General features: G+C 71.8%; 22 protein-coding genes. 4 read left to right on the top strand and 18 right to left on the bottom strand.

Annotated features, from left to right (window positions below; genetic code table 11):
- Positions 1-6: 6 nt before the first annotated feature.
- Genes ACQP2F_RS29825 through iolC form a run of 7 tightly spaced genes read right to left on the bottom strand, consistent with a single transcriptional unit; the run spans position 7 to position 8,044 of the window.
- A complete protein-coding gene (locus ACQP2F_RS29825; RefSeq protein ID WP_433293124.1) occupies positions 7-999 on the bottom strand; it encodes a sugar ABC transporter substrate-binding protein in 993 nt (330 codons plus the stop codon).
- A complete protein-coding gene (locus ACQP2F_RS29830) occupies positions 986-1,933 on the bottom strand; it encodes a TIM barrel protein (protein WP_433293126.1) in 948 nt (315 codons plus the stop codon). Before ACQP2F_RS29830 ends, ACQP2F_RS29825 begins: the two co-directional genes overlap by 14 nt.
- A 53-nt stretch (positions 1,934-1,986) precedes the next feature.
- Positions 1,987-3,483, bottom strand: a complete 1,497-nt coding sequence (locus tag ACQP2F_RS29835) for a CoA-acylating methylmalonate-semialdehyde dehydrogenase (protein WP_433293128.1) — start codon at positions 3,481-3,483, stop codon at positions 1,987-1,989.
- A gap of 8 nt (positions 3,484-3,491) precedes the next feature.
- Positions 3,492-5,345, bottom strand: a complete 1,854-nt coding sequence (gene iolD, locus ACQP2F_RS29840) for a 3D-(3,5/4)-trihydroxycyclohexane-1,2-dione acylhydrolase (decyclizing) (RefSeq protein WP_433293130.1) — start codon at positions 5,343-5,345, stop codon at positions 3,492-3,494.
- Entirely contained in the window at positions 5,342-6,229 is an 888-nt protein-coding gene (gene iolB / locus ACQP2F_RS29845; RefSeq protein ID WP_433293132.1) for a 5-deoxy-glucuronate isomerase, read from the bottom strand. The genes iolD and iolB overlap by 4 nt, the downstream gene beginning before the upstream one ends.
- On the bottom strand, positions 6,229-7,098 hold the full coding sequence (locus tag ACQP2F_RS29850; RefSeq protein ID WP_433293134.1) for a Cgl0159 family (beta/alpha)8-fold protein: 870 nt from the start codon (positions 7,096-7,098) through the stop codon (positions 6,229-6,231). The genes iolB and ACQP2F_RS29850 overlap by 1 nt, the downstream gene beginning before the upstream one ends.
- Positions 7,091-8,044 (bottom strand): 5-dehydro-2-deoxygluconokinase, encoded by a 954-nt coding sequence (gene iolC / locus ACQP2F_RS29855; RefSeq protein ID WP_433293136.1) that lies wholly within the window; start codon positions 8,042-8,044, stop codon positions 7,091-7,093. The genes ACQP2F_RS29850 and iolC overlap by 8 nt, the downstream gene beginning before the upstream one ends.
- A 243-nt stretch (positions 8,045-8,287) precedes the next feature.
- Here iolC and ACQP2F_RS29860 point away from each other — a divergent pair, with 243 nt between their 5' ends.
- Both ACQP2F_RS29860 and ACQP2F_RS29865 read left to right on the top strand, forming a co-directional pair.
- Positions 8,288-9,040: a GntR family transcriptional regulator gene (locus tag ACQP2F_RS29860; protein ID WP_433293138.1), complete on the top strand. Its 753-nt coding sequence runs from the start codon at positions 8,288-8,290 to the stop codon at positions 9,038-9,040.
- Positions 9,041-9,167: 127 nt separating this feature from the next.
- A complete protein-coding gene (locus tag ACQP2F_RS29865) occupies positions 9,168-10,943 on the top strand; it encodes a serine/threonine-protein kinase (protein ID WP_433293140.1) in 1,776 nt (591 codons plus the stop codon).
- Between the two features lie 57 nt (positions 10,944-11,000).
- Here the strand turns inward: ACQP2F_RS29865 and ACQP2F_RS29870 are convergent, their stop codons facing one another.
- Genes ACQP2F_RS29870 through ACQP2F_RS29880 form a run of 3 tightly spaced genes read right to left on the bottom strand, consistent with a single transcriptional unit; the run spans position 11,001 to position 13,796 of the window.
- The gene (locus ACQP2F_RS29870; protein ID WP_433293142.1) at positions 11,001-11,600 is read right to left on the bottom strand and encodes a GNAT family N-acetyltransferase; all 600 of its coding nucleotides are present in this window, start codon (positions 11,598-11,600) and stop codon (positions 11,001-11,003) included.
- Entirely contained in the window at positions 11,597-13,108 is a 1,512-nt protein-coding gene (locus ACQP2F_RS29875) for an APC family permease (RefSeq protein WP_433293144.1), read from the bottom strand. The genes ACQP2F_RS29870 and ACQP2F_RS29875 overlap by 4 nt, the downstream gene beginning before the upstream one ends.
- A 37-nt stretch (positions 13,109-13,145) precedes the next feature.
- Positions 13,146-13,796 carry a GOLPH3/VPS74 family protein gene (locus ACQP2F_RS29880; RefSeq protein WP_433293146.1) on the bottom strand — a complete coding sequence of 217 codons (651 nt, stop codon included), beginning with the start codon at positions 13,794-13,796 and terminating at the stop codon, positions 13,146-13,148.
- Between the two features lie 1,404 nt (positions 13,797-15,200).
- On the opposite strand from ACQP2F_RS29880, the gene ACQP2F_RS29885 reads away from it, so the two are divergent.
- The gene (locus ACQP2F_RS29885; RefSeq protein ID WP_433307655.1) at positions 15,201-15,962 is read left to right on the top strand and encodes a dioxygenase family protein; all 762 of its coding nucleotides are present in this window, start codon (positions 15,201-15,203) and stop codon (positions 15,960-15,962) included.
- Between the two features lie 87 nt (positions 15,963-16,049).
- Complete coding sequence (locus ACQP2F_RS29890; RefSeq protein ID WP_433293148.1) at positions 16,050-17,060, top strand: TerC/Alx family metal homeostasis membrane protein; 1,011 nt, start codon at positions 16,050-16,052, stop codon at positions 17,058-17,060.
- Here ACQP2F_RS29890 and ACQP2F_RS29895 read toward each other — a convergent pair.
- The 8 genes from ACQP2F_RS29895 to ACQP2F_RS29930 all read right to left on the bottom strand — a co-directional run bounded on the left by ACQP2F_RS29895 (position 17,048) and on the right by ACQP2F_RS29930 (position 26,561).
- Positions 17,048-17,305: a hypothetical protein gene (locus tag ACQP2F_RS29895; RefSeq protein ID WP_433293150.1), complete on the bottom strand. Its 258-nt coding sequence runs from the start codon at positions 17,303-17,305 to the stop codon at positions 17,048-17,050. The genes ACQP2F_RS29890 and ACQP2F_RS29895 overlap by 13 nt on opposite strands.
- A gap of 163 nt (positions 17,306-17,468) precedes the next feature.
- A complete protein-coding gene (locus ACQP2F_RS29900) occupies positions 17,469-20,234 on the bottom strand; it encodes an AAA family ATPase (protein WP_433293152.1) in 2,766 nt (921 codons plus the stop codon).
- Positions 20,235-20,346: 112 nt separating this feature from the next.
- Positions 20,347-20,964, bottom strand: a complete 618-nt coding sequence (locus ACQP2F_RS29905; RefSeq protein ID WP_433293154.1) for a hypothetical protein — start codon at positions 20,962-20,964, stop codon at positions 20,347-20,349.
- Positions 20,965-20,982: 18 nt separating this feature from the next.
- The gene (locus ACQP2F_RS29910; RefSeq protein WP_433293156.1) at positions 20,983-22,206 is read right to left on the bottom strand and encodes an ABC transporter permease; all 1,224 of its coding nucleotides are present in this window, start codon (positions 22,204-22,206) and stop codon (positions 20,983-20,985) included.
- The gene (locus ACQP2F_RS29915) at positions 22,203-22,940 is read right to left on the bottom strand and encodes an ABC transporter ATP-binding protein (RefSeq protein WP_433293158.1); all 738 of its coding nucleotides are present in this window, start codon (positions 22,938-22,940) and stop codon (positions 22,203-22,205) included. Before ACQP2F_RS29915 ends, ACQP2F_RS29910 begins: the two co-directional genes overlap by 4 nt.
- On the bottom strand, positions 22,937-24,220 hold the full coding sequence (locus tag ACQP2F_RS29920; protein ID WP_433293160.1) for an efflux RND transporter periplasmic adaptor subunit: 1,284 nt from the start codon (positions 24,218-24,220) through the stop codon (positions 22,937-22,939). The genes ACQP2F_RS29915 and ACQP2F_RS29920 overlap by 4 nt, the downstream gene beginning before the upstream one ends.
- A 65-nt stretch (positions 24,221-24,285) precedes the next feature.
- Complete coding sequence (locus ACQP2F_RS29925; RefSeq protein WP_433293162.1) at positions 24,286-25,803, bottom strand: sensor histidine kinase; 1,518 nt, start codon at positions 25,801-25,803, stop codon at positions 24,286-24,288.
- Positions 25,800-26,561, bottom strand: coding sequence for a response regulator transcription factor (locus ACQP2F_RS29930; protein ID WP_433293164.1), 762 nt, complete (start codon positions 26,559-26,561; stop codon positions 25,800-25,802). Before ACQP2F_RS29930 ends, ACQP2F_RS29925 begins: the two co-directional genes overlap by 4 nt.
- Positions 26,562-26,615: the final 54 nt, after the last annotated feature.

The raw sequence follows: 26,615 nt of genomic DNA on the forward strand, positions 1-26,615 counted from the left end.
CCCCGCCTACCGCGTGTTGTTCTTGGTGAACGGCAGGATCTTGTCGATGTTCGAGCTGTCCACGAAGGACGGGCCGGTCAGCACGGCCTTGCCACCGCCGATGTCGTTGCCGTTCTTGAGGTACAGGTACAGCGACGTGACGGCCATGTAGCCCTGGACGTACGGCTGCTGGTCGATCGAGAACAGGATCTTCCCGTCCTTGATGTCCTGCGCCGCCTCCTGGTTGAGGTCGAACGTCACCAGCTTGGCCTGGCTGCCGGACTGGTCCTTGGCCTTGATCGCGTCGATGGCCTGGGGCGCGCCGAGCGTCACGATCGCGTCGATGGACTTGTCCTGCGAGAGCTTGGCCTGCAGCGTGGTCGTGACCGCCGCGTCGTCGGCGCCGTTGACCTGGATGTTCTCGGTGCCGGGGACCGAGCTCTTGACGCCGGCGCAGCGAGCCTCGAGGGCGACCGAGCCGGTCTGCTGGATGACGCAGAGCGGGTGCTTGACGCCCTGGTCGGCCAGCCGCTTGCCGGCCGTGGTGCCGGCCAGCGTCTCGTCCGAGCCGAAGTACATCAGCGCGCCGAGCTTCTGGTATTGGTCGATGCCGGAGTTGAAGCCGACCACCGGGATGCCGGCCTGGGTGGCGGCCTTGACCGAGCCGGCCAGCGCGTCCGGGGTGACCAGGGTGGTGGCGATGCCGCTCACCTTGGAGTCCACCGCGTTCTGGATGAGCACGGCCTGCTTGGGCGCCTCCGGGTCGTTGGAGTACTTCAGCGTGACGCCGGTGTCCTTGGCCGCCTGCTGCGCGCCGTTCTTGATCTTGTCCCAGAACGTGTCGCCGGGGGTCTCGTGGGTGATGAAGGCGATCGTGTACCCGGAGCTGCCGGCGGCGTTCCCGCCGCCGCTGGTGTCCTCGTTGGTTTTCTCGCGGCCCCCGCCGCTGCATCCGGCGGCGGCGATGGCGACGACCGACAGGGCGGCCGCGACGCGGAAGGTGCGACTACGAGCGTTCATCGGATATCTCCTGGGGTGAGGCGGCGGGCGGCCGGGAGTGGAGGCCGACCGAGTTGAGGTAGGAACGGGTACGCGTGGCGATGGGGAGTGGCACGTCGAAGTCGACCGGGTACATGTCCTGCTCGACCACGACGAAGATGTCGGCGTCGAGCTCGCTCAGGGCCTCCATGACCGCCGGGATCTTGGGCTCGCCGGCCGGTGGCTCGACGCTGGCGCCCTGGGCCACGGCCTTGCCGAAGGCCAGGTCCTCCTCGACCGCGCGCCGGGCGATCTCGGGGTCCATCTGCTTGATGTGCACGTAACCGACCCGCTCCGGGTACTTGCGGATCAGGCCCGGCACGTCGGCCCGCCGGTAGGCGAGGTGGCCGGTGTCGAGGCAGAGCGAGACGAAGGCCGGGTCGGTGCCGGCCAGGAAGCGCTCGACCTGTTCCTGGGTCTCGACCTGGTAGTCGGCGTGCGGGTGGAAGCGCATGTGCACCCCGTACTCCTCGAACAGGATCCGGCCCAGGGTGTCGGAGTTGCGCACCAGCTCACGCCAGCCGTCGTCGCTGAGCTGCGCGGGCTCGCGGTAGGAGTTGGTCACGTCGTCGCGGTAGCCCGGCACCGGCACGAAGACGACGTTCTCGGCGCCCAGCGCCGAGGTCAGCGCGGCCACCTTGCGGCTCTCGACGACCACCGCGTCGAAATCCTTGTGCGGGCCGCCGACCCCGGCCACCGTGCCGCCGGCCACCGACAGGCCCCGCTTCGCCAGCTCATCGGAGAGCAGGGCGGGGTCCGTGGGCAGGTAGCCATAGGGACCCAGCTCGAGCCAGCGATATCCGGCCGAGACCATCTCGTCGAGGAACCGTTCCCAGGGCGTCTGCCTGGGGTCGTCGGCGAACCACACTCCCCACGAGTCGGGGCAGCTACCTAGTTGCAGATGACGGATTTCCATTCAAGTCGCCTTCAGTCGAGTTGAGGGGTGGTGGCCGGGGTGGTTGGACGGGCTCAGCTCGCCGTAGGGAAGTGCAGGGACGCGCCGGACGCGTGCGAGACGTGCGGCCATCGGGAGGTCACGACCTTGCCGCGGGTGTAGAACGAGACCCCCTCGGGCCCGTGGATGTGCTTGTCCCCGAACAGGGAGTCCTTCCAGCCGCCGAAGGAGTAGTAGGCCATCGGCACCGGGATCGGCACGTTGATGCCGATCATCCCGACCTTGACGCCGCGCTGGAACCGGCGCGCGGCCTCGCCGCTGGAGGTGAAGATGGCGGTGCCGTTGCCGTACGGGTTGCTGTTGATCAGCTCGATCGCGGCGTCGACGTCGTCGGCCCGCACCACCGACAGCACCGGCCCGAAGATCTCCTCGGTGTAGACGTCCATCGTCGGCTGCACCTGGTCGATGACGGTCGGGCCGACGAAGAATCCGTTCTCGTGCCCCGGCACCCGTACGCCGCGGCCGTCGACCAGCACCTTGGCGCCCTGTTGCTCGCCGGTGCCGATCAGACCCTCGATGCGCTCCTTGGCGGCGGCCGTGACGACCGGGCCCATCTCGCTGCGCGGGTCGCGGCCGGGACCGACCACCACCTCGCCGGCCTTGCGCGACACCAGGTCCATCAGCGCGTCGCCGGCGCCGCCGACGGCGACCGCGGCCGAGATCGCCATGCACCGCTCCCCCGCCGAGCCGAACGCGGCCGCGGTCAGGTGCTGGGCGGCGAAGTCGAGGTCGGCGTCGGGCAGCACGATCGCGTGGTTCTTGGCGCCGCCCAGCGCCTGCACCCGCTTGCCGGTGGCGCTCGCCCGGTCGTGGATGTAGCGGGCGATCGGCGTCGAGCCGACGAACGAGACGGCGGCGATGCCCGGGTGCTCGAGGATCGCGTCGACGACCTCCTTGTCGCCGTGCACCACGTTGAAGACGCCGTCCGGCAGCCCGGCCTCGCGCCACAGCTGCGCCACGTAGTTCGACGCGCTCGGGTCGCGCTCGCTCGGCTTGAGCAGGAACGTGTTGCCGCAGGCGATGGCGACCGGGTACATCCACATCGGAACCATGGCCGGGAAGTTGAACGGGGTGATGCCGGCGCAGACGCCGAGCGGCTCACGGAAGCTGAAGACGTCGACCCCGGTGGACGCCTGGTCGGAGTAGTCGCCCTTGAGCAGCTGCGGGATGCCGCAGGCGAACTCGATCACCTCGAGGCCGCGCTGCACCTCGCCGGCCGCGTCCGAGAGCACCTTGCCGTGCTCGTCCGAGATCAGCTCGGCGATCTCCTTGACCCGGGCGTTGACCAGCTCGCGGAAGGCGAACAGGATCTTCGTCCGCTTGCTCAGCGACGCCTGGCTCCACTCCTGGAATGCGCTTTCCGCGGCCGAGACCGCCGCGTCGACGTCGGCGCTCGTGCCGAGCACCACCTCGTGCTGCTGCTCGCCGGTGGCCGGGTTGAAGACGGGCCCTCGCCGCGAAGACGCACCGGCGGTGAACTCTCCGCCGATCCAATGGTCGATGGTTGACATGGGCTTCCCTAGAGGTAGAACCGCTGGTCGCGTTTGGCCGCGGCGTACCGCTCGCGAGCCTCGCGCGTGGATGACAATTCGGATATTTCCGGTACGGGGACGTCCCACCACGACTCGGACGAGGGCACCGGCGACAGGGGGTCGGTCTCGATGTGCACCACGGTCAGCCGGTCGGCGTCCCGGGCGCGCTTCAGCCCGTCCCGCAGGTCGGCAATGGTCCGGCAACGGATGACGCTCGCGCCCAGGCTCTCGGCGTTGGCGGCCAGATCGACCGGTAGGTAGGAGCCGTCGTAGTCCTGCGACTCGCCGCGGAACCGGTAGCTGGTGCCGAACCGCTGCGAGCCGAGCGACTCGGAGAGGGCGCCGATCGAGGCGAAGCCCTGGTTCTGGACCAGCACCACGATCAGCTTGATCCCCTCGGCGACGGCCGTGACGATCTCCTGCGCCATCATCAGGTACGAGCCGTCGCCGACCAGTGCGTACACCTCGCGGCTCGGGTCGGCCATCTTGATGCCGAGCGCCCCGGCGATCTCGAAGCCCATGCAGGAGTAGCCGTACTCCACGTGGTACTGCTTCGGGTCCCGCGCGCGCCACAGCAGCTGGAGATCGCCGGGCATGCTGCCGGCCGCTTGCACCACCACATCGCGTGCGCCGCACGCCTCGTTCACCGCGCCGATCACCTCGGCCTGGGCGGGCACCGGCCCGTGACCCATCCGATAAGTGCGCTCCACCGTCGCCTGCCAGGCCACCACGTCGGTCCGGTAGTCCGTCGGGAACCGCTTGCCGCCCACCGCCGCCAGCAGCTCGGAGAGCCCGGCCCGGGCGTCGGCGACGATCGGGAAGGCCGACTGCTTGGCGGCGTCGAAGGCGGCCACGTTGATGTTCACGAACTTCACGTCCGGGTTCCGGAACGCCGTACGCGATGCCGTGGTGAAGTCGCTGTAGCGCGTACCCACCCCGATCACCACGTCGGCGTCGCGGGCCAGCCGGTTCGCGACCGGGGTGCCGGTCGAGCCCACGCCACCGACCGCGTTCGGGTGGTCCCAGGCCAGTGCGCCCTTCCCGGCCTGGGTGTCGGCCACCGGGATGCCGGTCTCCCGGGCGAACTGGTCGAGCTCGGCCGACGCCTCCGCGTAGATGACGCCGCCACCGGCGATGAGCAGGGGCTGCGACGCGTTCCGGATCGCGTCGGCCGCGCGCTCGACGAAGGCCGGCTCGGCCAGGGGGCGGGCGACGTGCCACACCCGCTTGGCGAACAGGGCGTCCGGGAAGTCGTACGCCTCGGCCTGCACGTCCTGCGGCAGGCAGATGGTCACCGCGCCGGTCTCCGCCGGATCGGTGAGCACCCGCATCGCGCCGAGCAACGCGGCCGGCAGCTGCTCGGGCCGCCACACCCGGTCGAAGAAGCGCGACAGCGGGCGGAAGGCGTCGTTCACGCTCACGTCGTACGAGCCCGGGTCCTCCAGCTCCTGCAGGACCGGCGCGGCGACCCGGGTCGCGAAGACGTCGGACGGGAACAGCAGCACGGGCAGCCGGTTGACGGTGGCGAGGGCCGCGCCGGTGAGCATGTTGGTCGAGCCCGGCCCGATCGACGCCGTACAGGCCATCGTGGACAGACGGTTCCGCATCCGGGCGAATCCCGCCGCCGCGTGCACCATCGCCTGCTCGTTGCGGGCCAGGTGGTAGGGCAGGTCCGCCTCACCGGTCCGCTGCGCCTGCAGCAGCGCCTGGCCCAGCCCGGCGACGTTGCCGTGACCGAAGATGCCGAAGCACCCGGCGATCGTGCGCTGCTCGATGCCGTCGCGCTCGGTCCACTGGCTGGCCAGGAACCGCACGACGGCCTGACCCACGGTGAGTCTCACGGACGCGTCCTTTCCTTGCTGGAGGTCAGCGGGAGCCGCTCGTCGACCGGCATCCCGGCCCACGAGGCGCGCACCCAGCCGTGCGCCGGGTCGTCGCGCACGATCCACTCGCGCGCGCCCGGGCCGGCCATCACGTTGAGGTAGTAGAGGTCGTAGCCGGGTGCGGCCATCGACGGGCCGTGCCAGCCGTACGGGATGAGCACGACGTCGCCGGAGCGGACCTCGGCGCAGACGTCGATCGGGCGGTCGGGATGCCCGTACACCCGCTGGTAGCCGCTGCCCGCCCCGCCGGCCGGGGAGGGCGACACCTCGAAGTAGTAGATCTCCTCGAGGCTGGACTCGCCGTCGCCCGCCTCGTCGTGCTTGTGCGGCGGGTACGAGGACCAGTTGCCGCCCGGGGTCAGCACCTCGCACGCGATCAGCCGGTCGGCGTCGAAACTCTCCGGGGTGCAGAAGTTGTTGACCTGCCGGCTGGCCTGCCCGGCGCCGCGCAGCTCGACCGGGACGTCCTCGGCCGCGCCGTAGCGGAACGGGAACCGGCGTTCGGCGCGGGCGGCGGGCAGCGCGAAACGGCCGCCGTTGGGGGCGCGCACGGTTACCCAGGACTCTCTCGGCACGTACGCGAAATCGGTGACCCGCGAGAAGACCGAGCGCCGGCCGGTGAGCGTGACCCGCTCGTCGTCGCAGGTCACGTCGCAGCCGCCGGCCAGCGGCAGCACCAGCATCTCGTCCTCGCCGGTGCGGAACCGCGCCCGGGCACCGATCGGCAGGTCGAGCACGCGCAGGCCGCTGAATCGCCAGCCGGCGTTCTCGGGTGTCACCACGGTGTCGAACGGCTTGTCGGCGGTGCTGCCCCGGCGCATGACCGGATTGACCCGGCTCATCACAGCAACCCCACCGCGCGGTCGACCGCGTCGGCCACCGTGCCGCTCGCCGGGTAGAGCAGCGACCGGCCGATGACCAGGCCCTGCACGGTCGGCAGCCGCAGCGCCCGGGACCAGGCGTCGTAGGCGCCGTCGGCGTCGTCGGTCACCTCGCCGCCGAGGATCAGCGCGGGCAGCGTGGTCGCGGCCATGACCCGCTCCATGTCGGGCACGATCGGCACCTTCAGCCAGGTGTAGGCCGAGGTGGTGCCGAGCCCGGCGGCCACCGTCATCGCCCGGATCATCGCCTCGCCGGTCAGGTCGTTGCGGACCCGGCCGTCGACCCGGTGCGAGATGAACGGCTCGACCATCGCCATCCGCCGGCGCGCGGCCAGCTCGGTCACCGCGGTGCCGCAGGCCTGCAGCGTCGCCACGGTGCCGGCGTCGTCGGGGTCGATGCGCAGCAGCATCTTGCCGCCCTCGTAGCCGGCCAGGGCGATGCTGTCCGCGTCGTACGCGGTGAACCGGTCGTCCATCTCGAAGCTGGTGCCGGCCAGGCCGCCCCGGTTCATCGAGCCGATCACGACCTTGTCGTCCAGCGCCCCGAGCAGCAGCAGGTCCTCCAGGATGTCGGGGGTGCCGAGCACGCCGTTGACGCCGGGCCGGGACAGCGCCGTGCGGATGCGCTCGAGCAGGTCGACCCGGTTGGCCATGGCGAGCGGGTCCTTGCCGGCCCGAAGCGCGCCGCGGGCCGGGTGGTCGGCCGCGATGATCATCAGCTTGCCGTGCGGGCCGAGCAGGCTCGCCGGCCGGCGGCGGGCGGCGGCGGCGGTCGCGATGGCGCCGGGGCGCCGGGTGCGCGCCTCCAGCAGGTCGGCGAAGTCAGGCACGGCCGGCCTCCCCGATCAGCCGGCGGACCTCGGCCTCCGTGGGCATCGCGTCCGAACAGGCCAGACGCGAGGCGACGATGGCTCCGGCGGCGTTGGCGAAGCGCATCGTCGCCTCGAGCTCCCAGTCGGCGAGCAGGCCGTGGCAGAGCGCGCCGCCGAACGCGTCCCCGGCGCCGAGCCCGTTCACGACCTCGACCGGGACCGGCGGCACCTCCGCCTGCTCGCCTTTGACCTGTGATGCGAGCACCCCGGCCGGGCCCTGCTTGATGACGGCGAGCTCGATGCCGGCCGCGTGCAGTCGCTGCACCGCCTCGGCCGGCTCCCGGACGCCGACCGCCGTGTCCACCTCGTCGAGGTTGCCGACGGCCACCGTCGCGTACGGCAGCGCCTCGGCGTACCAGCTGCGGGCCTCCGCACGGGACTCCCAGAACATCGGGCGGTAGTCGAGGTCGAAGACGGTGATGCCGGCCTTGCCCCGGGCCTTCAGCGCGGCCAGCGTGGCGGTGCGGCTCGGCTCCTGGGACAGGCCGGTGCCGGTGACCCAGAAGATGCCGGCCGCGCGGATCGCGTCGAGGTCCAGCTCCTGCTCGCGGATCTCGAGGTCGGGCGCCTTCGGGAAGCGGTAGAAGTAGAGCGGGAAGTCGTCCGGCGGGAAGATCTCGCAGAACGTGACCGGGGTCGGCAGGCCGGCCACCGGAGTCACGAAGCGGTCGTCCACTTCGAACCCGCGCAGCGCGTCGTGCAGGAACTCGCCGAACGGGTCGTTGCCGGTGCGGGTGATGACCGCGGCGCGCCGGCCGTAGCGGGCGGCGGCGACGGCCACATTGGAGGCGCTGCCGCCCAGGAACTTCTCGAAGGTGCGCACCTCGCGCAGCGAGACGCCGATCTGCTGTGGGTACAGGTCGACGCCTATGCGTCCCATCGTCAGTACCTCGTCGGCGGGCATGCCTCTCCCCGGGGTTGGGCACAGATGATCACAAATGGGCACGTAGCGGCGTGCCGGGTGCCGTGCTCGTTACGGCGCTCATTACGGCGCGATGAAGAAGTGTTGCCTGCCGTCGGTAATCGACCGGCGACCCTATGTTTGCTGCCCTCGATGTAATAACGTGAGGGCTCATCCGTCAATACTTTGTCCTGACAAACTGACTTGCACCATCTGAACCACGTGTCTTCAGGGGGAGAGATAGCCGTGACAACCGACCCGGCCCCGGTGCGCTCCGTCCACCTCGACCGGACCAGCCCGGTGCCGCTGTATTACCAGGTGGCGACCCGGTTGCAGGAGCTGATCGAGCGGGGCGAGATCGGGGTCGGCGACCGGATCGAGAACGAGGTGGACCTGGCCGAGCGGCTCGGCGTCTCCCGCCCCACGACGCGGCGGGCGATCCAGTATCTGGTCGAGCGCGGCATGCTGGTGCGCAAGCGCGGCGTGGGCACCCAGGTGGTGCACCCCAAGGTCCGTCGCCCGGTCGAGCTCTCCAGCCTGTACGACGACCTGGTCGCCGGCGATCGCGCGCCGCGCACCGAGGTGCTGGAGCTGCGGGTGGTGCCGGCCTCCGACGAGGTCGCCACGGCGCTGTCCCTGGCGCCCGGCACCCCGGTGACGTGGATCGAGCGGCTGCGCTTCGCCGGCGGCGAGCCGCTGGCGCTGATGCACAATGCGATCCCGCTCGACGTGCTCGACGTGACCGAGGCCGATCTCGCCGCGCACGGCCTCTACGAGCTGCTGCGCCGGGCCGGTCACGTGCCGCGGATCGCCACCCAGGTGATCGGGGCCCGCTCGGCCACCGCCGCCGAGGCCCGCACGCTGGACGAGAAGCGCGGCGCCTCGCTGCTCACCATGACCCGCACCGCCTGGGACACCGGAGGACGCGCCCTCGAGTACGGCAGCCATCTCTATCGGGCCAGCCGCTACAGTTTCGAGCTGAACCTGTCCGCGGGTTGAAACCGGGCTTGTCGGACGAACGAGTCAGAACGTGAGGAGTTACGGCAAGTTCTCGTGACTGGCCGTCCATGACAGAACGGGCGTCACCGGGTTGCCCGCGGCCCGGCCGATCCGCACCATCGTCGCGGTGCGGACATCCCTGTCGATGAGTGGCGTGCAGCCGAGCGAGGCCGCCACCGCAGACTTAAGCGGCCGTTGTGTCGGCAACTCCTACGTGCTCGTGTGCCCGGTCGGGCACGGCGCGACCGGGACCGTGTGGCGCGGTATCGACCGGTCGACCGGCGAGCCGGTGGCGGTCAAGCTGCTCCACGAGGGACTGCTGCGGCAGCCCAAGCTGGTCATCCGGTTCGTGCAGGAGCGCACGATCCTGATGATGATGCGCCACGAGAACATCGTCGGCGTGCACGACCTGTTCAGCGTCGGCGGCTCGCTCGCGCTGGTGATGGACTACGTCAGCGGCGGCTCGCTGCGCAACCGGCTGACCGCGGCCGGCACGCTGCCCCCGTCCGAGGCGGCCGGGCTGCTCGCCCAGGTCGCCGCCGCGCTCACCCAGGCGCACGAGCTCGGCGTGGTGCACCGGGACGTCAAGCCCGACAACATCCTGCTCCAGGAGGTGGAGTCGGCCCCGGGCGCGGCGGCCCGGCACGAGGTGCGCCTCACCGACTTCGGCATCGCCCGGGTGCTCGACGCGGCCGGCCTGACCACGCCGCAGGCCATCGTCGGGACGCCGCACTACATGGCGCCGGAGGCGATCCACGGCGAGGCGGAGCCGGCCTCCGACGTCTACTCGGTGGGCATCGTGCTCTACGAGCTGGTCACCGGCCATCCGCCGTACGGTGGCGAGCCGCTCGCGGTCCTGCGGCGGCACGTGGAGGACGCGCCGGAACGCCCGCCCGGCCTGCCGCTGCCGGTCTGGGAGCTGATCGAGTGGTGCGTCGAGAAGGACCCGTCGCGCCGCCCGACGGCCGGTGAGCTGGGTGTGGCGCTGCGCGAGCTGTCCCGGCAGATGGCCGGCTGCCCGGCGCTGACCGCGGCGACCCTCAACCCCGATTTCGCGTACGGGATGACGGCCCACCTGGGACAGCCGCACCCGTCCACCCGCCGCCCGCCGCCCCGCCGGCGCCCCCGCAACGGCCCCCGCTCCTGGATGTGGCGCCGCCCCGGCCTGATGGTCGCGCTGGTCGCCGCCTCGGTCGCGGTCTCCGGCCTGAGCGGTTACAACGCGTGGCACCTGATCGACGCCGGCGGTCGTCCGGCGAGCACCGCCCAGGGCCGGCTCCCGGCCGTCGCCGTGCCCGGCGCGACTCCCGCGAGCGGCGGCCCGGCCGGCGCCGCCGTAACGGTCCCGTCGGCCGCCCCGGCCGGCTCGCTCCCGTCGAAGGTGTCCAACGACCAGCCGGCCGGTCTCGTCGGCCCCGGCGGCCTCGGCGGCCCCGGCGCGTTGCCCGAGCAGGCCCGTGGCCGCCCGGTCGCCGGCGCCTCGGCCGGGGCCGCGGTGAGCGCGGGCGCGGCCGCCACTGGCGTCCAGGGCCACGCGAAGGTGCAGTTCGGACCGTGGCGCTGCGGTGACGCGTACAGCTGGGATGTGGGTCATCCGGTCCTGGCCCGGCCCTGCCACGCGGTCGGGCCGTCGATCCGGGTGATGGGCCAGATGGAGGCGGCCCCCGGCGTGCAGCTCGACATAGCGCTGACCGTGCGCGACGCGAAGACCCGGGAGATCGCCGCCGGCCCGTTCACCTGCAAGGCCGTGATGTTCACCGACTTCGCGTTCCGCCACGACTGCGGCCCGTCCGACCTCGACCCGCCGCGCGGCCACCGCTACGTTCTGGTCGAGACGTGGCAGTACACCGAGCGCCCGCTGCTACCCGGCGGCAGCGCCCAGGGCCCGGAGTTCGACTGGTAGACGGGAGAAGGCGTGGCCGGACGGTGGCCACGCCTTCTCACCTCGGACGACTCTCCGTCAGACCGCGCGCCACATGCGGAAGAAGGGCGTGCCGTCCGGCAGCAGCATCTCGAACGGCTCCATGTCGACGTAGCCGGTCCGGCGGTAGAGGCGCACGTTGTTCTCGTTCGTGGCCTCGAGGTACGCCGGAACGCCCGCCGCGTCGAGCTCGTCGTGCGTCCGCTTCATCAGCTTGCTGCCCAGGCCGTGCTCCTGGAAGTCCGGGTGGACGGCCAGGAACGCGAGGTGCCAGTGCGGGTCGTGCGGGTGGTGCTTCTCGAAGAGCTGGTCGAGCGCGATGAACCGGTCGAGGTACTCGCCGGCCAGCGACCGCAGGCGCTCCTCGTAGTTCTCCGGGTCCGGCGACTCCTTGGTGTAGTCGAACCACACGGCCGTCGCCACCAGGCCGTCGCCGGACGGGTTGTCGATCACGTCGACCCGGCCGTACTTGTGCGCGTGCTCGGTGAGCAGCGCGAAGAAGTCGGCCATGACCGGGAGCCGGTCGTCCAGCGGCGGCACCAGGTAGGCGTCCGCGGCCAGGTCGAAGAAGGACAGGCTGATCAGATGACCGACCGCGGGGATCTCGTCCGCGCGGGCGGGGCGGATGTCGAAGCTCACTTGACCCCCTGGTCACCGGCGAGGGCGGCGGAGAAGCCACCGGTCGTGCCGGAGGTAGCGCTGCGGGCACCGAGACCGATGCCCTGGTAGACGTCGGGACGGCTGCTGCGCAGCACCAGCGCCCAGAGGATGCCGGCGACGCTGACCACGGCGAACGCGAGCGGCACGACCCAGGTGGGCCCGCTGCCGGGCTCGACGCCGAAGAGCGTGGCGATGTTGGTGAGCGCGAGGTAGCTCATGACCAGCAGCAGGATGGTGCCAAGGACCGGGGCGCCGATGCGGTGCCAGACGTCCTCACCCTCCGGGTGGCGGGCGAAGTAGCCGATGACCGCGATCGAGGTGACCGTGATCAGCAGCAGGACGCCGATGCCGCCGGCCGAGCCGCCCCAGAAGAACATCTGCACCAGCGGGTCCCAGCCCATCACCGCGTACAGCACGATGACGATCAGGCCGAGCGCCGACTGGGCCAGCGAGCCGTTCTTGGGCGCGCCGGTGCCGGGCACCGTACGGCCGAACGTACGGGGAAGGACGCCCTCGCGGCCGAGCGAGAAGGTGTACCGCGAGATGATGTTGTGGAAGGAGATCATCGCGGCGATCAGCGAGGTCAGGAACAGCGCGTGGCCCAGGTGCACCGCGGCGCTGCCGAGCTGGTCCGACGCGACGTTGAAGAACAGGTCCGGACCCTCGTTGCCGGCCCGCGTGACGACGTCGTCGCCGGCGGCCGAGATCATCGCCCACGACGCGAAGCCGTACAGGACGGCGATCAGAGCGATGGCGATGTACGTCGCGCGCGGCACCGTACGCCGCGGGTCGCGCGACTCCTCGCTGAAGACCACCGACTGCTCGAAGCCGACGAAGCCGGTGATCGCCATGGCCAGCAGCGCGCCGGAGCCGGTGCCGACCAGGCTGCCGAGGTCGACCGGCGCGGTCGACGGGTTGAAGTTGGGCGAGAAGATGTCGGCGAAGCTGAAGACGACGACCAGGATGATCTCGGCGACCAGCAGGGTGGCCAGCACCTTGCCGTTGACCGCGACGTCCCGGACGCCGAGGACGGCGGTGATCGCCCAGCAGATCAGCGCCAGCACCCACCACTGGATGTCGAGGCCGAACCAGTCCTTGAACAGCGGCGACGCGATCGCACCGAAACCGCCGTAGGCGGCGATCTGGAAGCAGTTGTACGCGAGCAGCGCGAGCCAGGCGGCGCCGACGCCGAACGGGCGGCCGATGCCCTGGGAGATGTAGGCGTAGAACGCGCCGGCGTTGGCGATGTGCCGGGCCATGGCGACGTAGCCGACCGCGAAGATCGCCAGGACGATCGCCATGGCGATGAACGCGATCGAGATGCCGGTCAGGCCGGTGACGGCGAGGCCGGTCGGTACGACGCCGGCGACCACGGTGAGAGGGGCGGCCGCCGACATCACGAAGAAGACCACCGCCGCGACGCCGAGCCGGTCGCGTGCCAGTGCCGTCGACAACTGGCTTTGCGGTGGTGTTTGGGTGGTGGACACGAGGGTCTCCAGGAGGGGGTTGAGGGGGTGGGGGTGGTTAGGCGCGCCGGGCCATGACGGCATCGCCCACCGCGGCCTCGGTGTGCGCGACGAGCTCCTGCAGCATGGCCGGAAGGCGGCGCCGGAACTGGTCGAACAACTGCTCGCGGCCGCGAGCGTCAAGAGTGATGAAGACGTGCTGGTCGAGGCCGGTCGCCAGGATCAGGCCGGCCAGCACGAGGTCGGAGACGTCGAGGAGCTCACCGCGGCCGATGAACGTGCGGATGCGGGTGGCGGGCCAGCCGGCGACCATCGAGTCGGCGGGGACGAACGACACCTTGGTGCCGAGCAGGCCGCGCTTCTCCTGCCGGTGCAGCAGGCCGGCCCGGGACAGGCGGCGCTCGACCAGGTCGGTGGCGATGCCGGTGGCGAGGAACGAGATCCAGTCACGGACCGCGCGATGGTGACCCTCGCGCAGCAGCTGGTCGAGGACGGCGGTGGTCGCCGGATCACCGGTCGGCCGATCGTCTATCAACGCGAGCTTGCCGTCGATCAGATCCAGCCGCCGCCAGAACACAAGCTCGCCGATGAGCGCCGCGGCGAGACCCAGGCCGAGAGTGGCCGGGGTCAGCAGCGACTTGCCCTTGACCGTGTCGTGGGCGGTCAAGAACAGATCATCGGCGAGGGGAAGCTGCGGCGACGACGCCACTGCAGGCCCTCCTTATTGACTCCCCATGGCAACTACGGACCGTGAGCCCGCCCCGTCGTCGCCATCCGTTACGTTGAGCGCCCCCCTGCGCAACATCGCGTAGCATGCCAGCGCGATGGTCAGGATGCAATGTCCTTTGGGGAGAGAGTTCGGACGTGGATCGTCCGATTTGGAAATCCTGTTCACCAAACGCTTGTGACCAGGACTTTCATACATGTCACTCGTTCGATGTAAAAGAAATTTAACCCACGTGCGGGCGAACACACCCGATCAAGTAGATAGACACCCATGCCCCTGGATGGAAGCAATCATGCGATAACGGACAGTATTGACCAAGGTCAACTTATACGTTCCGTAGTTTCCGCCCGCGAAACCGAACCCCCAAGCGAACCGGTCGCATCCCGGCGATTCCCGGCATACCCCGGACGGCATGTCATCCGGTCACGCTGAGTCCCGTCCGCGCCCCGCTTGCGGCCGCCCACCGTGCGCTCGGATCTTCTTCCGCACCGCCACCGCATCGCTGCCGCCACCGCCACCGCCGGCGCCACCGCATCGCTGCCGCCACCGCACCACTGACGCCACCGCACCACTGACGCCACCGCGCCGCTGCCGCCACCGCAACGCCACCGCTACCGCGCCGCTGTCGCCACCGCGCCGCTGTCGCCACCGCACCACTGCCGCCACCGCACCACTGCCGCCACCGCACCACTGACGCCACCGCGCCGCTGCCGCCACCGCAACGCCACCGCTACCGCGCCGCTGTCGCCACCGCGCCGCTGTCGCCACCGCACCACTGCCGCCACCGCACCACTGCCGCCACCGCGCCGCTGACGCCACTCGCACCGCCACCTAGGCCGGAACGGCACCGCGTCTGCCCGCACCCCCGCGGCGTGCAGCCCCGCACCCAGCGCCTAGCGATCCCGGGCCTCACGCGCCAGGCGGGACGGCAGCGAAGGCCAGAAGTCAGGGAGGCCCCCAACCCGCCCAGCCCGGCCGACCGCCCAGATCTTGAAGAGAACCCTCGCACAGGACGCGCCAACTCCTCACTCTTCTCGCCTGACGCCACAGGACCCCACGCCGCCGATTCCCGCGCCGCGGGGTCGTCGCGCCCTGTGGACAGCGTCGAGAAGATGTCGTAGCCGGCTGGTCCACTCACCCCACCCAGTGAACGGGGTGGGGTGCGGAACGGCGTGGAATGCGGAACGGCGTGGGGTTCGGAACGGGCTGAGGCGCGGAACGGGCTGAGGCGCGGAACGGCGTGGGCTGCGGAACGGCACCGACGCCGGCTCCAACACCACAACCCCAAGAGCCCGCCCGTCCACAATTTAGTTGACGATGCAAATAAAGCGGCGTACCATCGAACCCGGAAAGCTTGAAGCTTCAACGGAGGTACCCGTGAGTCGCATGCCCGCCCTCTTCCTGAGCCACGGCGCCCCGCCTCTGGTGGACGACCCGCGCTGGGTTGCGCAGCTCGAGGAGCTCGCGAACGGCCTCCCCCGCCCCAAGGCGATCCTCATGGCCTCGGCCCACTGGGAGTCGGCCCCGCTCATGCTGGGCGCCACCGAGACGGTGCCGCTCGTCTACGACTTCGGCGGCTTCGAGCGCCGCTACTACGAGGTCCAATACCCGGCCCCGGGCGCGCCCGAGCTGGCCACCCGGATCGAGAAGCTGATGCCGGACAACGAGCATGTCGCCCGGACCGGCCGCGGGCTCGACCACGGCGCGTACGTGCCGCTCACCGTCATGTACCCGGACGCCGACATCCCCGTACTGCAGATGTCCCTGCCCACCCTCGAGCCGGACCGGCTCCTGGAGCTCGGCCGCCGCCTCGCCCCGCTGCGCGACGAGGGCGTGCTGATCGTCGGCTCCGGGTTCACCACGCACGGCCTGCCGTTCCTGCGCGACTTCCGCACCGACGCCCCGGCGCCCGGCTGGTCCCGCGAGTTCGACGCCTGGGCGGCCGAGACGCTGGCCCGGGGCGCGGTCGACGAGCTCGCCGACTTCCGGCACCGGGCGCCGGGCATGCCGTGGGCGCACCCGACCATCGAGCACTTCGCGCCGATGTTCCTCACGCTGGGCGCGGCCGACGACGCCGAGCGGGCGCCCGACCAGCCGATCGACGGCTTCTGGATGGGCCTGGCGAAGCGATCATTCCAGGTCGCCTGACCTCACGAAAAGTAGTTAGTCAGGAACTTCCCAGGGTAAGCGGGGACCATTCGAAGGAATCACCCCGCTTATACGGAGGTTCCCACGTTGCTTGAGGTCACCGCGCTCGGCTGGATGCTGACCATCGGGGTCATCGTCGCCCTGCTCGCCCTCGACCTGACCCTCGGCGTGCTGCGCCCGCACGCCGTCGGCTTCCGGGAGGCGGCCCTCTGGTCCGTCTTCTACATCGCCGTGGCGGTGGTCTTCGGCCTCGTCTTCGGCACCATCGCCGGCTGGGACTTCGGCGCCCAGTTCTACGCCGGCTACATCGTCGAGAAAAGCCTCTCGGTCGACAACCTCTTCGTGTTCGTGATCATCATGACCACGTTCGCGGTGCCGGAGAAGTACCAGCAGGAGGTGCTGACCTTCGGCATCATCATCGCGCTGGTCCTGCGGGTCGTCTTCATCGCGCTCGGCGCGACCCTGCTCAACCTGTTCTCGTTCATGTTCCTGATCTTCGGGCTGCTGCTGATCTTCACCGCGATCCAGCTGTTCCGGCACCGCGACGAGGATCCCGACATCGAGGACAACGCGCTGGTCAAGGCCGGCCGCCGGTTCCTGCCGCTGACCGATGACTACGTGGGCGGCAAGATGATCACCCACGTCGACGGGCGGCGCATGTTCACGCCGCTGTTCCTGGTGCTGATCGCGATCGGCAGCTCCGACATCCTGTTCGCGCTCGACTCGATCCCGGCCGTCTTCGGGGTGACCGACGAGGCGTACATCGTCTTCGTCGCCAACGCGTTCGCCCTGCTCGGCCTGCGCGCCCTGTTCTTCCTGGTGAAGGGCCTGCTCGACCGCCTGGTCTACCTGTCCACGGGGCTGTCGATCATCCTGGCCTTCATCGGGGTCAAGCTGGTGCTGCATTGGGCGCACAAGGACATCAGCCACTCGGTGCCCGAGGTCAGCATCGGCCTCTCGCTGACGGTCATCGTGCTGGTCCTGGTGGTCACCACGGTGGCGAGCCTGATCAAGGTACGGAAAGACCCGGACACCAAGGCCCACGCGGGCAGTGTCCGGGTCCGGTCGGTAAAGGACGACGAGCGTCAGCCGATGTAGCCGCCGAGCCCGGCGGTCTGCCGTACGGCCGACTGCTGCCGCTCGACGTCCTGGCGGTAGAGGATGGCCCGGATCTCCCGGGTCTCCTCCGCCGAGTGGCGGCTCAGGAGCTCGTCGAGCTCGGCCCGCTCGGCGGTGCTGCGGAAGGAAGCCAACTCGTCGGCGAGCCGGCGGTGGGCGACGCGCATGGTCCGGCGGTTCGCCAGAGCCGTGCGAGCGTCGCGAAGCCTTGACGAGATCTGCATGACCTTGTGTCTCCTCAACGGATCGTAGTTGCTGTGCACTGAGTACAACAATGCACGGCAATCACTTCATCCCCAAAACGACCAGGTAAAACTCCCGCGACGGAAGTGACGCCGGTAACGCGAAAACAGTGGTGGCGGTCACCGAGAGTGGCCGAGGAGCAGGTCAGGCGGTCGAGGTGATGTCGGACACCGCGAGGCGGGACGAGAGCTGGGTGCGCGACCGCACCCCGAGCTTGCGGTAGACCCTGGTCAGGGTCGCCTCCACGGTCTTGACGCTGAGGTAGAGCTGGGTGGCGATCTCCCGGTTGCTGGCGCCGTCCCGTACCAGGCCGGCGATGCGCAGCTCGGTGGACGTGAGCCCGAGGTCGAGCGGCGGCAGGCCGGACGCGCTGCTTCCCTCGGTACGGGCGAGGGCGCGCTCGGTCTGCTCGGCCCACGGCTTGGCGTCGGCGGCCAGGAAGATGGTCAGCGCCGCGCCGATCGCCATCCGGGCCGCCGCGTACCGGCGCCGCCGCCGCTCGGCGCCGCCCTGCACGAGCAGCGCGTGTGCCTGCTCGATCGGCTGGTGCAGCTGCTCGAAGTGGCGGGCGGCCGCCGCCGACAGCACCACGGCCGAGTCGGCCTGCCCGCTCTCGGAGAGCACGACGGCGGTGGCCCGGTCGAGATAGCCGACCGTGCCGGGTGTGTTGCCCAGCCGGTGCGCGGCGGCCCGGGCCTCGGCCAGAGTCGCGGCCGCCTCGGCGTGCTCGCCCAGGGCGGCCAGGCCGCCGGCCAGGTCGCCGTGCCAGCGGACGATCATCGGGTCGGCGCCACCGGACTCGGCCTCGAGGTCGCGCAGCCGGCGCAGCGCCGCCACGCCGGCCCGGGTCTCCCCCGCCCGCAGCTCGGCCTGGCCCAGCGCGTGCAGGTTGCGACGCAGGTAGAGGCTGTCGCTCTCCTGCTCGGACGCGCGCACCCCGCGCCGGGCGAAACCGGCCGCCGCCGCCAGGCTGCCCCCGGCCAGCTCGGCCACCGCGGCCGTGTACCAGGTCGGGCCGGGGCTCAGGCCGGCGTGCTGGGCGGCGTGGACGGCGCGGTGCGCGTACTGCAGGGCCTCGCGGCACCGCCCGGCCCGGGTGGCCACCTCGGACAGGCTGCGCAGCACCTCGACCCGGGCCTCGCCGATCCGGTCGCCCTCGGCCACCACCAGCAGCTTGAGCAGCTCGTCGCGGGCCTCGTCGAGCCGGTCGTCGACCATCGCGAAGCGGGCCGCCATGTAGCGCGGGCCGTAGTGCAGCCAGTCCGGCGCCGGGGTGGCCGGCAGCTCGAGTGCCTGGGCCAGCGTGTCGGCCCAGCGCGGCTCGCCCCGCAGCCGCTGCACCTGGGCGATCAGGCTCAGCCCCATCGCCTCGGTGGTCGGGTCGCCGGCCCGGCGGGCGGCGTCGACCGTGCGACCGGCCTCGGTGGCGGCGCGATCGGGATCGCCGGTGAGGAACGCGAGCCAGGTCAGCCGCAGCCGTACCGGGGCGAGCAGGGCCGGGTCGTCGCCGGCCTCGGCCAGCGCGGCCGCGAACGTCTCCCCCATCTCGGCGAGACCCTGCCCGGCCAGGTCGAGCAGCACGAGCCGGGCCCGCACCCGGTGCCCGGCCGGCGCGTCCTCGGCCGCGATCACCGCCTCGGCGGCCCGGCCGGCCAGCGCCGGGGCGCCCCCGGTGGTGGCGGCCCGGGCGGCGGCGACCAGCCAGTCGAGCCGCTGGCCGGCGAGCGAGTGCGGGCAGCGGTCGGCGGCCAGCAGGTAGAGCTCGGCGGCCGCCCGCCCGGCGCCGCGCTCGGCCCGGCGGTCGGCGGCGGCGCCCAGCGAGCGGGCCACGGCGGCGTCCGGCCGTCCGGTGCGCAGGGCCCGGTGCCGCAGCGCCTCGGTCGGGTCGAGCGCGCCGGCCGCGAGGGCGGCGTGCGCCGCGTGCCGCTCGGCCGCGGTGGCCTCCTCGGTGAGCACCTGGGCGAGCAGGGGCGGGGTGAACCGGATCGCCTCGCCGTCCAGCTCGATCGCCCCGCCGGCGGCGGCCAGCCGCAGGTCACGTGCGGCGTCGTCGCGCCCGGCGCGCAGCAGCACGGTGGTGGTCGGCTCGGTGGCGAGGGCGGCGACCAGCAGCGTGGCCCGGACCCCGGCGCTGAGCGCGAGCAGCCGGTCGCGCAGCAGCTCACGGGCGGTCTCCGGGATCGGCGCCGGACGCCAGGGCGGTCCGGGCGAGACCGCGGCGCCGAGCGCGAGGGCCAGGAACGGGTTGCCGGCGCTGGCCTCGTGCATCCGGCTGGCCGTGCGGCAGGGCAGTCCGCGCGCCTCCAGGATCGCGGTGAGGTCGTCGGCCTCGAGCGGGGGCACGGCCAGCTCGAGCACGGGCGCGGGGCAGAGGCGGGCGGCGCGGCGTTTCCCGGCCGGGTCGGGACGGCGCTGGGCGGCGAGCACCCGCACGCGCCGGCCCGGTCGGCGGCGCATGGCGAAGCCGATCAGCTCGGCCGACTCGGCGTCCAGCCATTGCGTGTCGTCGAGCACGAGCAGGACGGCCTGGCGGCGGGCGCAGTGCGCGAGCAGCAGCGGCAGGACGAGCCGGCGGGCGAGCGCGGGGGTGCCGACGCGCGGCGGGAGACCCTGCCGCAGGGCGGCGAGAGCGGCACGCTGGGCGGGTGGCAGGGCTTGGGCGGCCTCCTCCGGCAGCTGCGCCACGAGGTCGGCGATTCCCGCGTACGGGAGGGAGCGTTCCGTGCGGACCGGGCGCGAGCGGAGCACGATCTCGCCCCGCCCTCTCGCGGCCGCCGCCACCGCGTCGAGGACCGCGGTCTTGCCGATGCCGGCCGGCCCGTGCAGGGCCACACCGCCCCCGGCGCCGAGGCGATTCTCGATCGCCGCGAGGAGCGCGCCGCGGCCACGGAGGGTCGCGTCGGACGGCACGCGAGTCACCCCCTAGGTCCGCAGCTGAATTCAGCCTAGGAACCTAGCCGGTGGTCATCAATGGGTTCACCTATGACAAGCTATTGATCTTGTCACATATCTGCCTTGTTGTTCACTTCTTCTGGGCCGTCACCGACGTCGCCGTGACCGTTCCGTCCGATCCGGTGGTCCCCTGCACGGTGACGGTCTGACCGGCCTTCACGTCCGAGACCTTGCCCTTGCTCGCGGTCGACACCGTCGTCTTGCCGTCGGTCTTGACCGTCACCACGTCGCCGTCGGGCGTCTGCACGTAGATCGTGCCGCCGTCGACGAGCTTGACCGTGCCGGTGGTCCCGGCCGCGGCCGCGGACGAAGAGGAGGAGCTGCCGCTGCCGCTGCCCGGGCCGGTGCCGCCGCCGGGGAAGGCGCCGCCGCCCGGGAACCCGTAGGCGCCCGAGCCCCCGCCGTAGCGGCCGGCACCGGCCCCCGGGAACGCCGCCGAGCGGTTGCCGGCTCCGGCGCCGGCGCCGGTCGAGCCGGTGCCCCACTGCTTCTGCGCCTGCAGGCCGGCGATGAAGCCGCCGAGCACCAGCACGACCGCGCCGAGCACGATCGTCGCCTTGTTCCACCACTTCTTGGGCGCGGCCTTCGCCAGCTCCCGGGCCAGGCCGTCGTCGCGCCGGTCGTCGCCGGGCGAGGGACCGGCCCCGTCGGCCGGGATCGTGTTCAGCACGGCGGTGTCGTCATTCATGGGCGTCACAGCGGGTCCTCACTCGTAGCGCAGCGCGTCGATGGGACGCAGCCGGGCGGCACGGCCGGCGGGCAGGCCGCCGAAGAACAGTCCGATGGCGATGGACACGCCCAGGGCGAGCCCGATGGAGCTGGGCACGATCACCGGCTTGACCCCGACGATCTCGAAGCTGCTGCCGATCAGCGCGGCCGCGACGCCGAGGGCGCCGCCGATCACGCTCAGCAGCGTCGCCTCGATCAGGAACTGGGTGAGGATCGTGCGCCGGGGCGCGCCCAGCGCCTTGCGGATGCCGATCTCCCGGGTCCGCTCGGTGACCGTGACCAGCATGATGTTGGTGATGCCGATCCCGCCGACGAGCAGACTGATCGCTGCTACGGCGCCGAGCAGCGTGGTGAACGTATCGGCGGTCTCGGTCTGGGTCTGCAGCAGCTGGGAGGCGTTCTGGATCCGGTACGGCGTGGTCGACGACCCGGCGCCGGAGGTGCTCGTGGCGGTGGCGGAGACGTTCAGCCGCTGGTCGAGGATGGTGGCGACCTCGGACTCGACGGCGTCGACCCGGCCCGGGTCTTTGGCCTCGACCAGGATCGAGTTGAGCGCGCCGTAGCCGGTGAGCACCTGGCGGACCGCGCTCAGCGGCGCGACGGCGGTGTCGTTGGCGTCCTGGAAGCCGGTCGAGCTCTTCTCCTGCAGCACGCCGACCACGGTGAACAGCGCGCCGCCGACGGTGACCTGCTTGTCGATCGGGTCGACGCCGGGGAACAGCTCGTCGACCACGGTCTGCCCGAGCACCACGACCCGGCGGCCCTGCGACTCGTCGTCGGCGGTGAAGCCGGCGCCGGTGCCGACCGGGGTGTTCGAGGCGGTGAACCAGCCGGGTGTGGTGCCGACGAACGAGCTGACCTGGTGGTCGGTGCCCTCGTAGGTGATCGTCGCGGACGAGCTGACCACCGGCGACACCGACTTCACGTCGGGCGCCATGGCCGGATCGCTGAGCGCGCCGGCCATCTCGGTGGTGAGCGCGGTGTTGCTGGAGCCGCCCCGGTTGGTGCTCATCACCGTGATCGTGTTGGTGCCCAGGGCCTCGATCCGGTCGCTGATCGCCTTGGCCGAGCCGTTGCCGACGGCGACCAGCAGGATCACCGCCGCCACGCCGATCAGGATGCCGAGCATGGTCAGGGCCGAGCGCAGCTTGTTCGCCGACAGCCCGCGCAGCGCGAACCGCAGCACCTCACCGAAGCTCATGACGCGTGCCGTCCGGCGAACGCGCCCACGGGCGGCAGGTGGATCGGCGACTGCCGGTGGTCCTCGACGATCTGGCCGTCGACCAGGCGGACCAGCCGCTTGGCCCGGGCGCCGACCTCGGGCTCGTGCGTAATGATCACGATCGTCCGTCCCGAACGGCTGAGGTCGTCGAAGACGTCGAGCACGTCCTCGGTCGAATGGCTGTCCAAGTTACCGGTCGGCTCGTCGGCCAGCAGCAGGGCCGGCTCGGTGACCAGCGCCCGGGCCACCGCGACGCGCTGCTGCTGGCCGCCGGAGAGCTGGTTCGGCTCGTGCCGGGCGCGGTCGGCGAGACCCACCACGTCCAGGGCGGCGAGCGCTCGGCGGCGGCGTTCCCGCGGCTTCACCCCGGCGTACGCGAGGGGAAGCTCCACGTTGGCCACGGCCGACGTACGGGGAATGAGGTTGAAGGCCTGGAAGATGAAGCCGATGAGCCGGTTCCGGGCCAGTGCCAGCTGCCGGTCGGCCAGCTTGCTCACGTCGACGCCGTCGAGGTGGTAGCTGCCCGAGGTGGGCACGTCGAGGGCGCCGAGGATGTTCATCAGGGTCGACTTGCCGGAGCCGGACGAGCCCATGATGGCCACGTAGTCGCCGGGCTCGACGGTGAGCGACACCCCGCGCAGCGCGTGCACGGTCGCCTCGCCCTCGCCGTAGATCTTCCGGAGGTCGCGGACCTCGATCACCGGCCGGGTCATCGGGTGCCCCCGCCGCCGGTCCCGGTGCCGGTGCCGCGGTTGCCGCCGAAGTTGCCGCCGCCGCCGAGCTGGCCGCCGCCCGGGAAGCCGCCGCCGGGGAAGCCGTTGCTCCCGCTCGTGCCGGTCGAGGTCGTCTTGAGCACGACCTGCTCGCCGGCCTGGACCCCGGAGGTGATCTGGGTGGCCTGGTCGCCCTCGAGCCCGATCTCGACCGGCCGGACCTCCTGCTGACCGTTGCTGAGCACGGTCACCGTGTGCCGGTTGCCGACCGTGGTGATCGCCGCCGAGTTGACGAACGTCGCGTCCTGGACGCTGCCGGTGGTCACCGAGACCGAGACGGTCTGGCCGACCTTGGCGCCGGCCGGCACCTTGTCCAGGCTGAGCGTCACGCCGTACGTGACCACGTTGTTGGAGGTCGTCGCCGAGGGATCGATCGCCGCCACCTTGCCCGTCGCCGTCGTCCCGGAGAGGGCGTTCCAGGTGATCTCGGCGGCCTGCCTCTCCTTGAGCTTGGTCGCGTCGGCCTCGGCGAAGGCGGCGGTGACCTGCAGCTTGCTCAGGTCCTCGATCTCGATGAAGCCGGCGGACGACGAGCTCGACGAGGACGAGGAGGATCCCGTCGAGCCGCCGCCCTGGCTCCCGCCGCCCTGGCTGCCCCCGCTGCTCCCGCCGCCGCTGCTCCCGCCGCCGCTGCTCCCGCCGCCGCTGCTCCCGGTGCCGGACGACGAGCCGGAGCCGGACGACGAGCTGCCGAGCGTGCCGTTGACCGCGGTGACCGTGCCCGCCATCGGCGCCGTCAGCACGGTGCCGTCGACCGCGGCCTGCGCCTCGTCGACCGCGAGCTTGGCCTGCTCGACCGCGTTCTCCGCGGTCGAGGTGTCGGAGCCGGCGTCCTCGGCCCGGCTCAGCGAGTCGTTCGCGGCGTCCAGGTCGGCGTTGGCCGCGTCGAGGCTGCGCTGCGCGTCGGCCGGATCGACCTTGGCCAGCACCTGGCCCTTCTTCACCACCGATCCGACCCGCACGCTGATCGCGGTGACCGTTCCGCCGGTCACGAAGCCGGCGGTCGCGGTGTTCGCGCTCTCCACGGTCCCGTCCGCGGTCACGGTCTTGGTGACCGTGCCCTGCTGGACCGCGACCGACCGCACCGAGGCGTTGGCGGCCGTCGAGGTGTCCGGTCCGGACAGGGTCTCGTACGCCCAGAAGGCACCGGCGACGAGGGCGACGCCGAGGGCGGCGTTGACCGCCACCGAGGGACGTCGCAGGTTGAGGCGCGCTGGCATGCCGGACACTGTGATGCGGCGGCCTGGGAGGATCTACGTCGGAACCTCGGAGCCAGCTCGGAATCTCACGGCGCGTCACCGGAGGTCGGCAGCAGGACCCGGAAGGTCGCCCCGCCGCCGCGGGGCGCGTCCAGCTCGACCCACCCTCCGTGACCGTGCACGATCGCCGCGACGATCGACAGGCCGAGGCCCGAGCCGCCGCCGTTGCCGCGGGTGCGGCTGGAGTCGGCCCGGTAGAGCCGCTCGAAGACGCGCGGCGCGTGCGCGGCCGGCACGCCGGGCCCGTCGTCGGTGACCTCGAAGACGGCCAGCGGCAGCCCGGGGCGCACCGTGGCCGGGCCGGAGAGCACGGTGGCCGACCGCGGCGGCCGGGACGGCAGGCGCCCGACCCGCACGGTGACCCGCGACCGGGCCGGCGTGTGCTGCAGGGCGTTGGCGACCAGGTTGGTGGCGACCTGGCGCAGGCCGTGCTCGTCGCCGAGCACGGTGGCCGGCTCGAACGTGTCGGTGTCGTCGTCGAGGCCGGCCAGCCGCACCGGCCGGGTCGGCACCCGGGCGTGCGCGTCGCGGATCGTGTCGGCGGCGATCTCGAGCAGGTCGACCGGGCGTACGGCGGGCGGCCGCTGCCGGTCGAGCCGGGCCAGCATCAGCATGTCCTCGACCAGCACGCCCATCCGGCCGGCCTCGCCCTCGATGCGGCTCATGGTCTCGTCCAGCGCCGGCCCGGGCGGGGCACCGCCGCGGCGGTAGAGCTCGGCGAAGCCGCGGATCGAGGTGAGCGGCGTACGCAACTCGTGCGACGCGTCGGCGACGAACTGGCGCAGCCGGCGCTCGCTGGTCGTGCGGGCGTCGACCTCGGCCTCGATCCGGGTGAGCATCGAGTTCAGCGCCAGGCCCAGCCGGCCGGGCTCGGTGTGCGGGTCGGTGTCGGCGACCCGGCCGGAGAGGTTGCCGGCCGAGATGTCGGTGGCCAGCCGTTCCATGTCGGTGAGCGGGCGCAGGCCGAGCCGGACCACGAACCACGCGCCGCCGGTGAGCAGAGCCAGCACCAGCAGGCAGACGCCGGCGTCGATGAGTATCAGCTGGTCGGTGGTCTGCTGCACCTCGGAGAGGGACAGCCCGATCACCGCGTAGCCGCCCGCGTCGCCGTCGGCCACGGCGATCACCCGCCAGTCGGCGCTGCCGTCGGTGGCGCCGATCGTGTACGGCTGCCCGGCCGCGGCCCGCTTTCCCACCTCGGCGAGGCGCTCGACCGGCGGGCGGCTCGCGTCGGTGGTGGAGCTGCGCAGCGGGTCGAGCGAGCCGTCCGGGTTGTAGACGTACATCACCTGGTCGGGACCGATCCGCAGGAAGCGCCCGCGCGGCATGTAGGTGACGCCGGCCGGCCGGTCGGCGAACGGGCGGGTCATCCCCCGCAGCTGGTCGTCGATGCGGCCCAGCAGGTAGGTGCGGATCAGCACGAGACCGGCGATTCCGGCGACGACCAGGGCGACCGCGGCGAGCGCGCCGACCACCAGCACGAGGCGGGCGCGCAGTGTCCAGTGGCCCCACCGCCGCGGTCGCCAGCGGAGCCTGATTTTCACTCCTCGCCGCCGCGGGGCAGGCGCAGGGCGTAGCCGACGCCGCGGACGGTGTGGATCAGCGGCGGGTCGGTCTTGTCGATCTTGCGGCGCAGGTAGTACACGTACGACTCGACGATGCGCCCGTCGCCGCCGAAGTCGTACTTCCACACCCGGTCGAGGATCTGCGCCTTGCTGACCACCCGCCCGGCATTGATCATCAGGTAGCGCAGCAGGTTGAACTCGGTCGGCGACAGGTCGACCAGCCGGCCGGCCCGGCGCACCTCGTGCGCGTCCTCGTCGAGCTCGAGGTCGGCGTAGCGCAGCACGCCCGCGTCGCCCGGTCCCTCGGCCGCCGCCGTCTCGGGCTGGCTGCGGCGCAGGATCGCGCGGATGCGCAGCACCACCTCCTCGAGGCTGAACGGCTTGGTGACGTAGTCGTCGGCGCCGGCCGAGAGCCCGGAGATGCGATCCTCCACCGCGTCGCGTGCGGTCAGGAACAGCACCGGAACCTGGCTGCCGGTGGCGCGCAGCCGCCGGGCCACGTCGAAGCCGTCGAGGTCGGGCAGCATCACGTCGAGCACGACCAGGTCGGGCTCGAACTCCTCGACGGCGACCAGCGCCCGATGGCCGGAGTCGACCACCCGCACCTCGAACTCGACCAGCCGGAGCGTGGCGCTGAGCAGGGCGGAGATATTCGGCTCGTCGTCGACGACCAGGACCCGGGCGGCCCGTGCCGGGGGCTCGCCGAGGGCGACGGAACTGCGGGATTCGGAGAACACTCGAAAGGGATATCAACGCTACCTAGGAATTCCCTATGAATACCGCGAGAGCCC

This window comes from Actinoplanes sp. CA-030573 (assembly GCF_050951115.1).
Lineage (GTDB): Bacteria > Actinomycetota > Actinomycetes > Mycobacteriales > Micromonosporaceae > Actinoplanes.

Coding starts and splice junctions, on each gene's coding strand:
- ACQP2F_RS29835 (WP_433293128.1), bottom strand. CDS start 3,483: ATGTCAACCATCGACCATTGGATCGGCGGAGAGTTCACCGCCGGTGCG.
- ACQP2F_RS29910 (WP_433293156.1), bottom strand. CDS start 22,206: ATGAGCTTCGGTGAGGTGCTGCGGTTCGCGCTGCGCGGGCTGTCGGCG.
- ACQP2F_RS29920 (WP_433293160.1), bottom strand. CDS start 24,220: ATGCCAGCGCGCCTCAACCTGCGACGTCCCTCGGTGGCGGTCAACGCC.
- ACQP2F_RS29885 (WP_433307655.1), top strand. CDS start 15,201: ATGCCCGCCCTCTTCCTGAGCCACGGCGCCCCGCCTCTGGTGGACGAC.
- ACQP2F_RS29830 (WP_433293126.1), bottom strand. CDS start 1,933: ATGGAAATCCGTCATCTGCAACTAGGTAGCTGCCCCGACTCGTGGGGA.
- ACQP2F_RS29915 (WP_433293158.1), bottom strand. CDS start 22,940: ATGACCCGGCCGGTGATCGAGGTCCGCGACCTCCGGAAGATCTACGGC.
- iolC (WP_433293136.1), bottom strand. CDS start 8,044: ATGCCCGCCGACGAGGTACTGACGATGGGACGCATAGGCGTCGACCTG.
- ACQP2F_RS29825 (WP_433293124.1), bottom strand. CDS start 999: ATGAACGCTCGTAGTCGCACCTTCCGCGTCGCGGCCGCCCTGTCGGTC.
- ACQP2F_RS29895 (WP_433293150.1), bottom strand. CDS start 17,305: ATGCAGATCTCGTCAAGGCTTCGCGACGCTCGCACGGCTCTGGCGAAC.
- ACQP2F_RS29905 (WP_433293154.1), bottom strand. CDS start 20,964: ATGAATGACGACACCGCCGTGCTGAACACGATCCCGGCCGACGGGGCC.
- iolB (WP_433293132.1), bottom strand. CDS start 6,229: ATGAGCCGGGTCAATCCGGTCATGCGCCGGGGCAGCACCGCCGACAAG.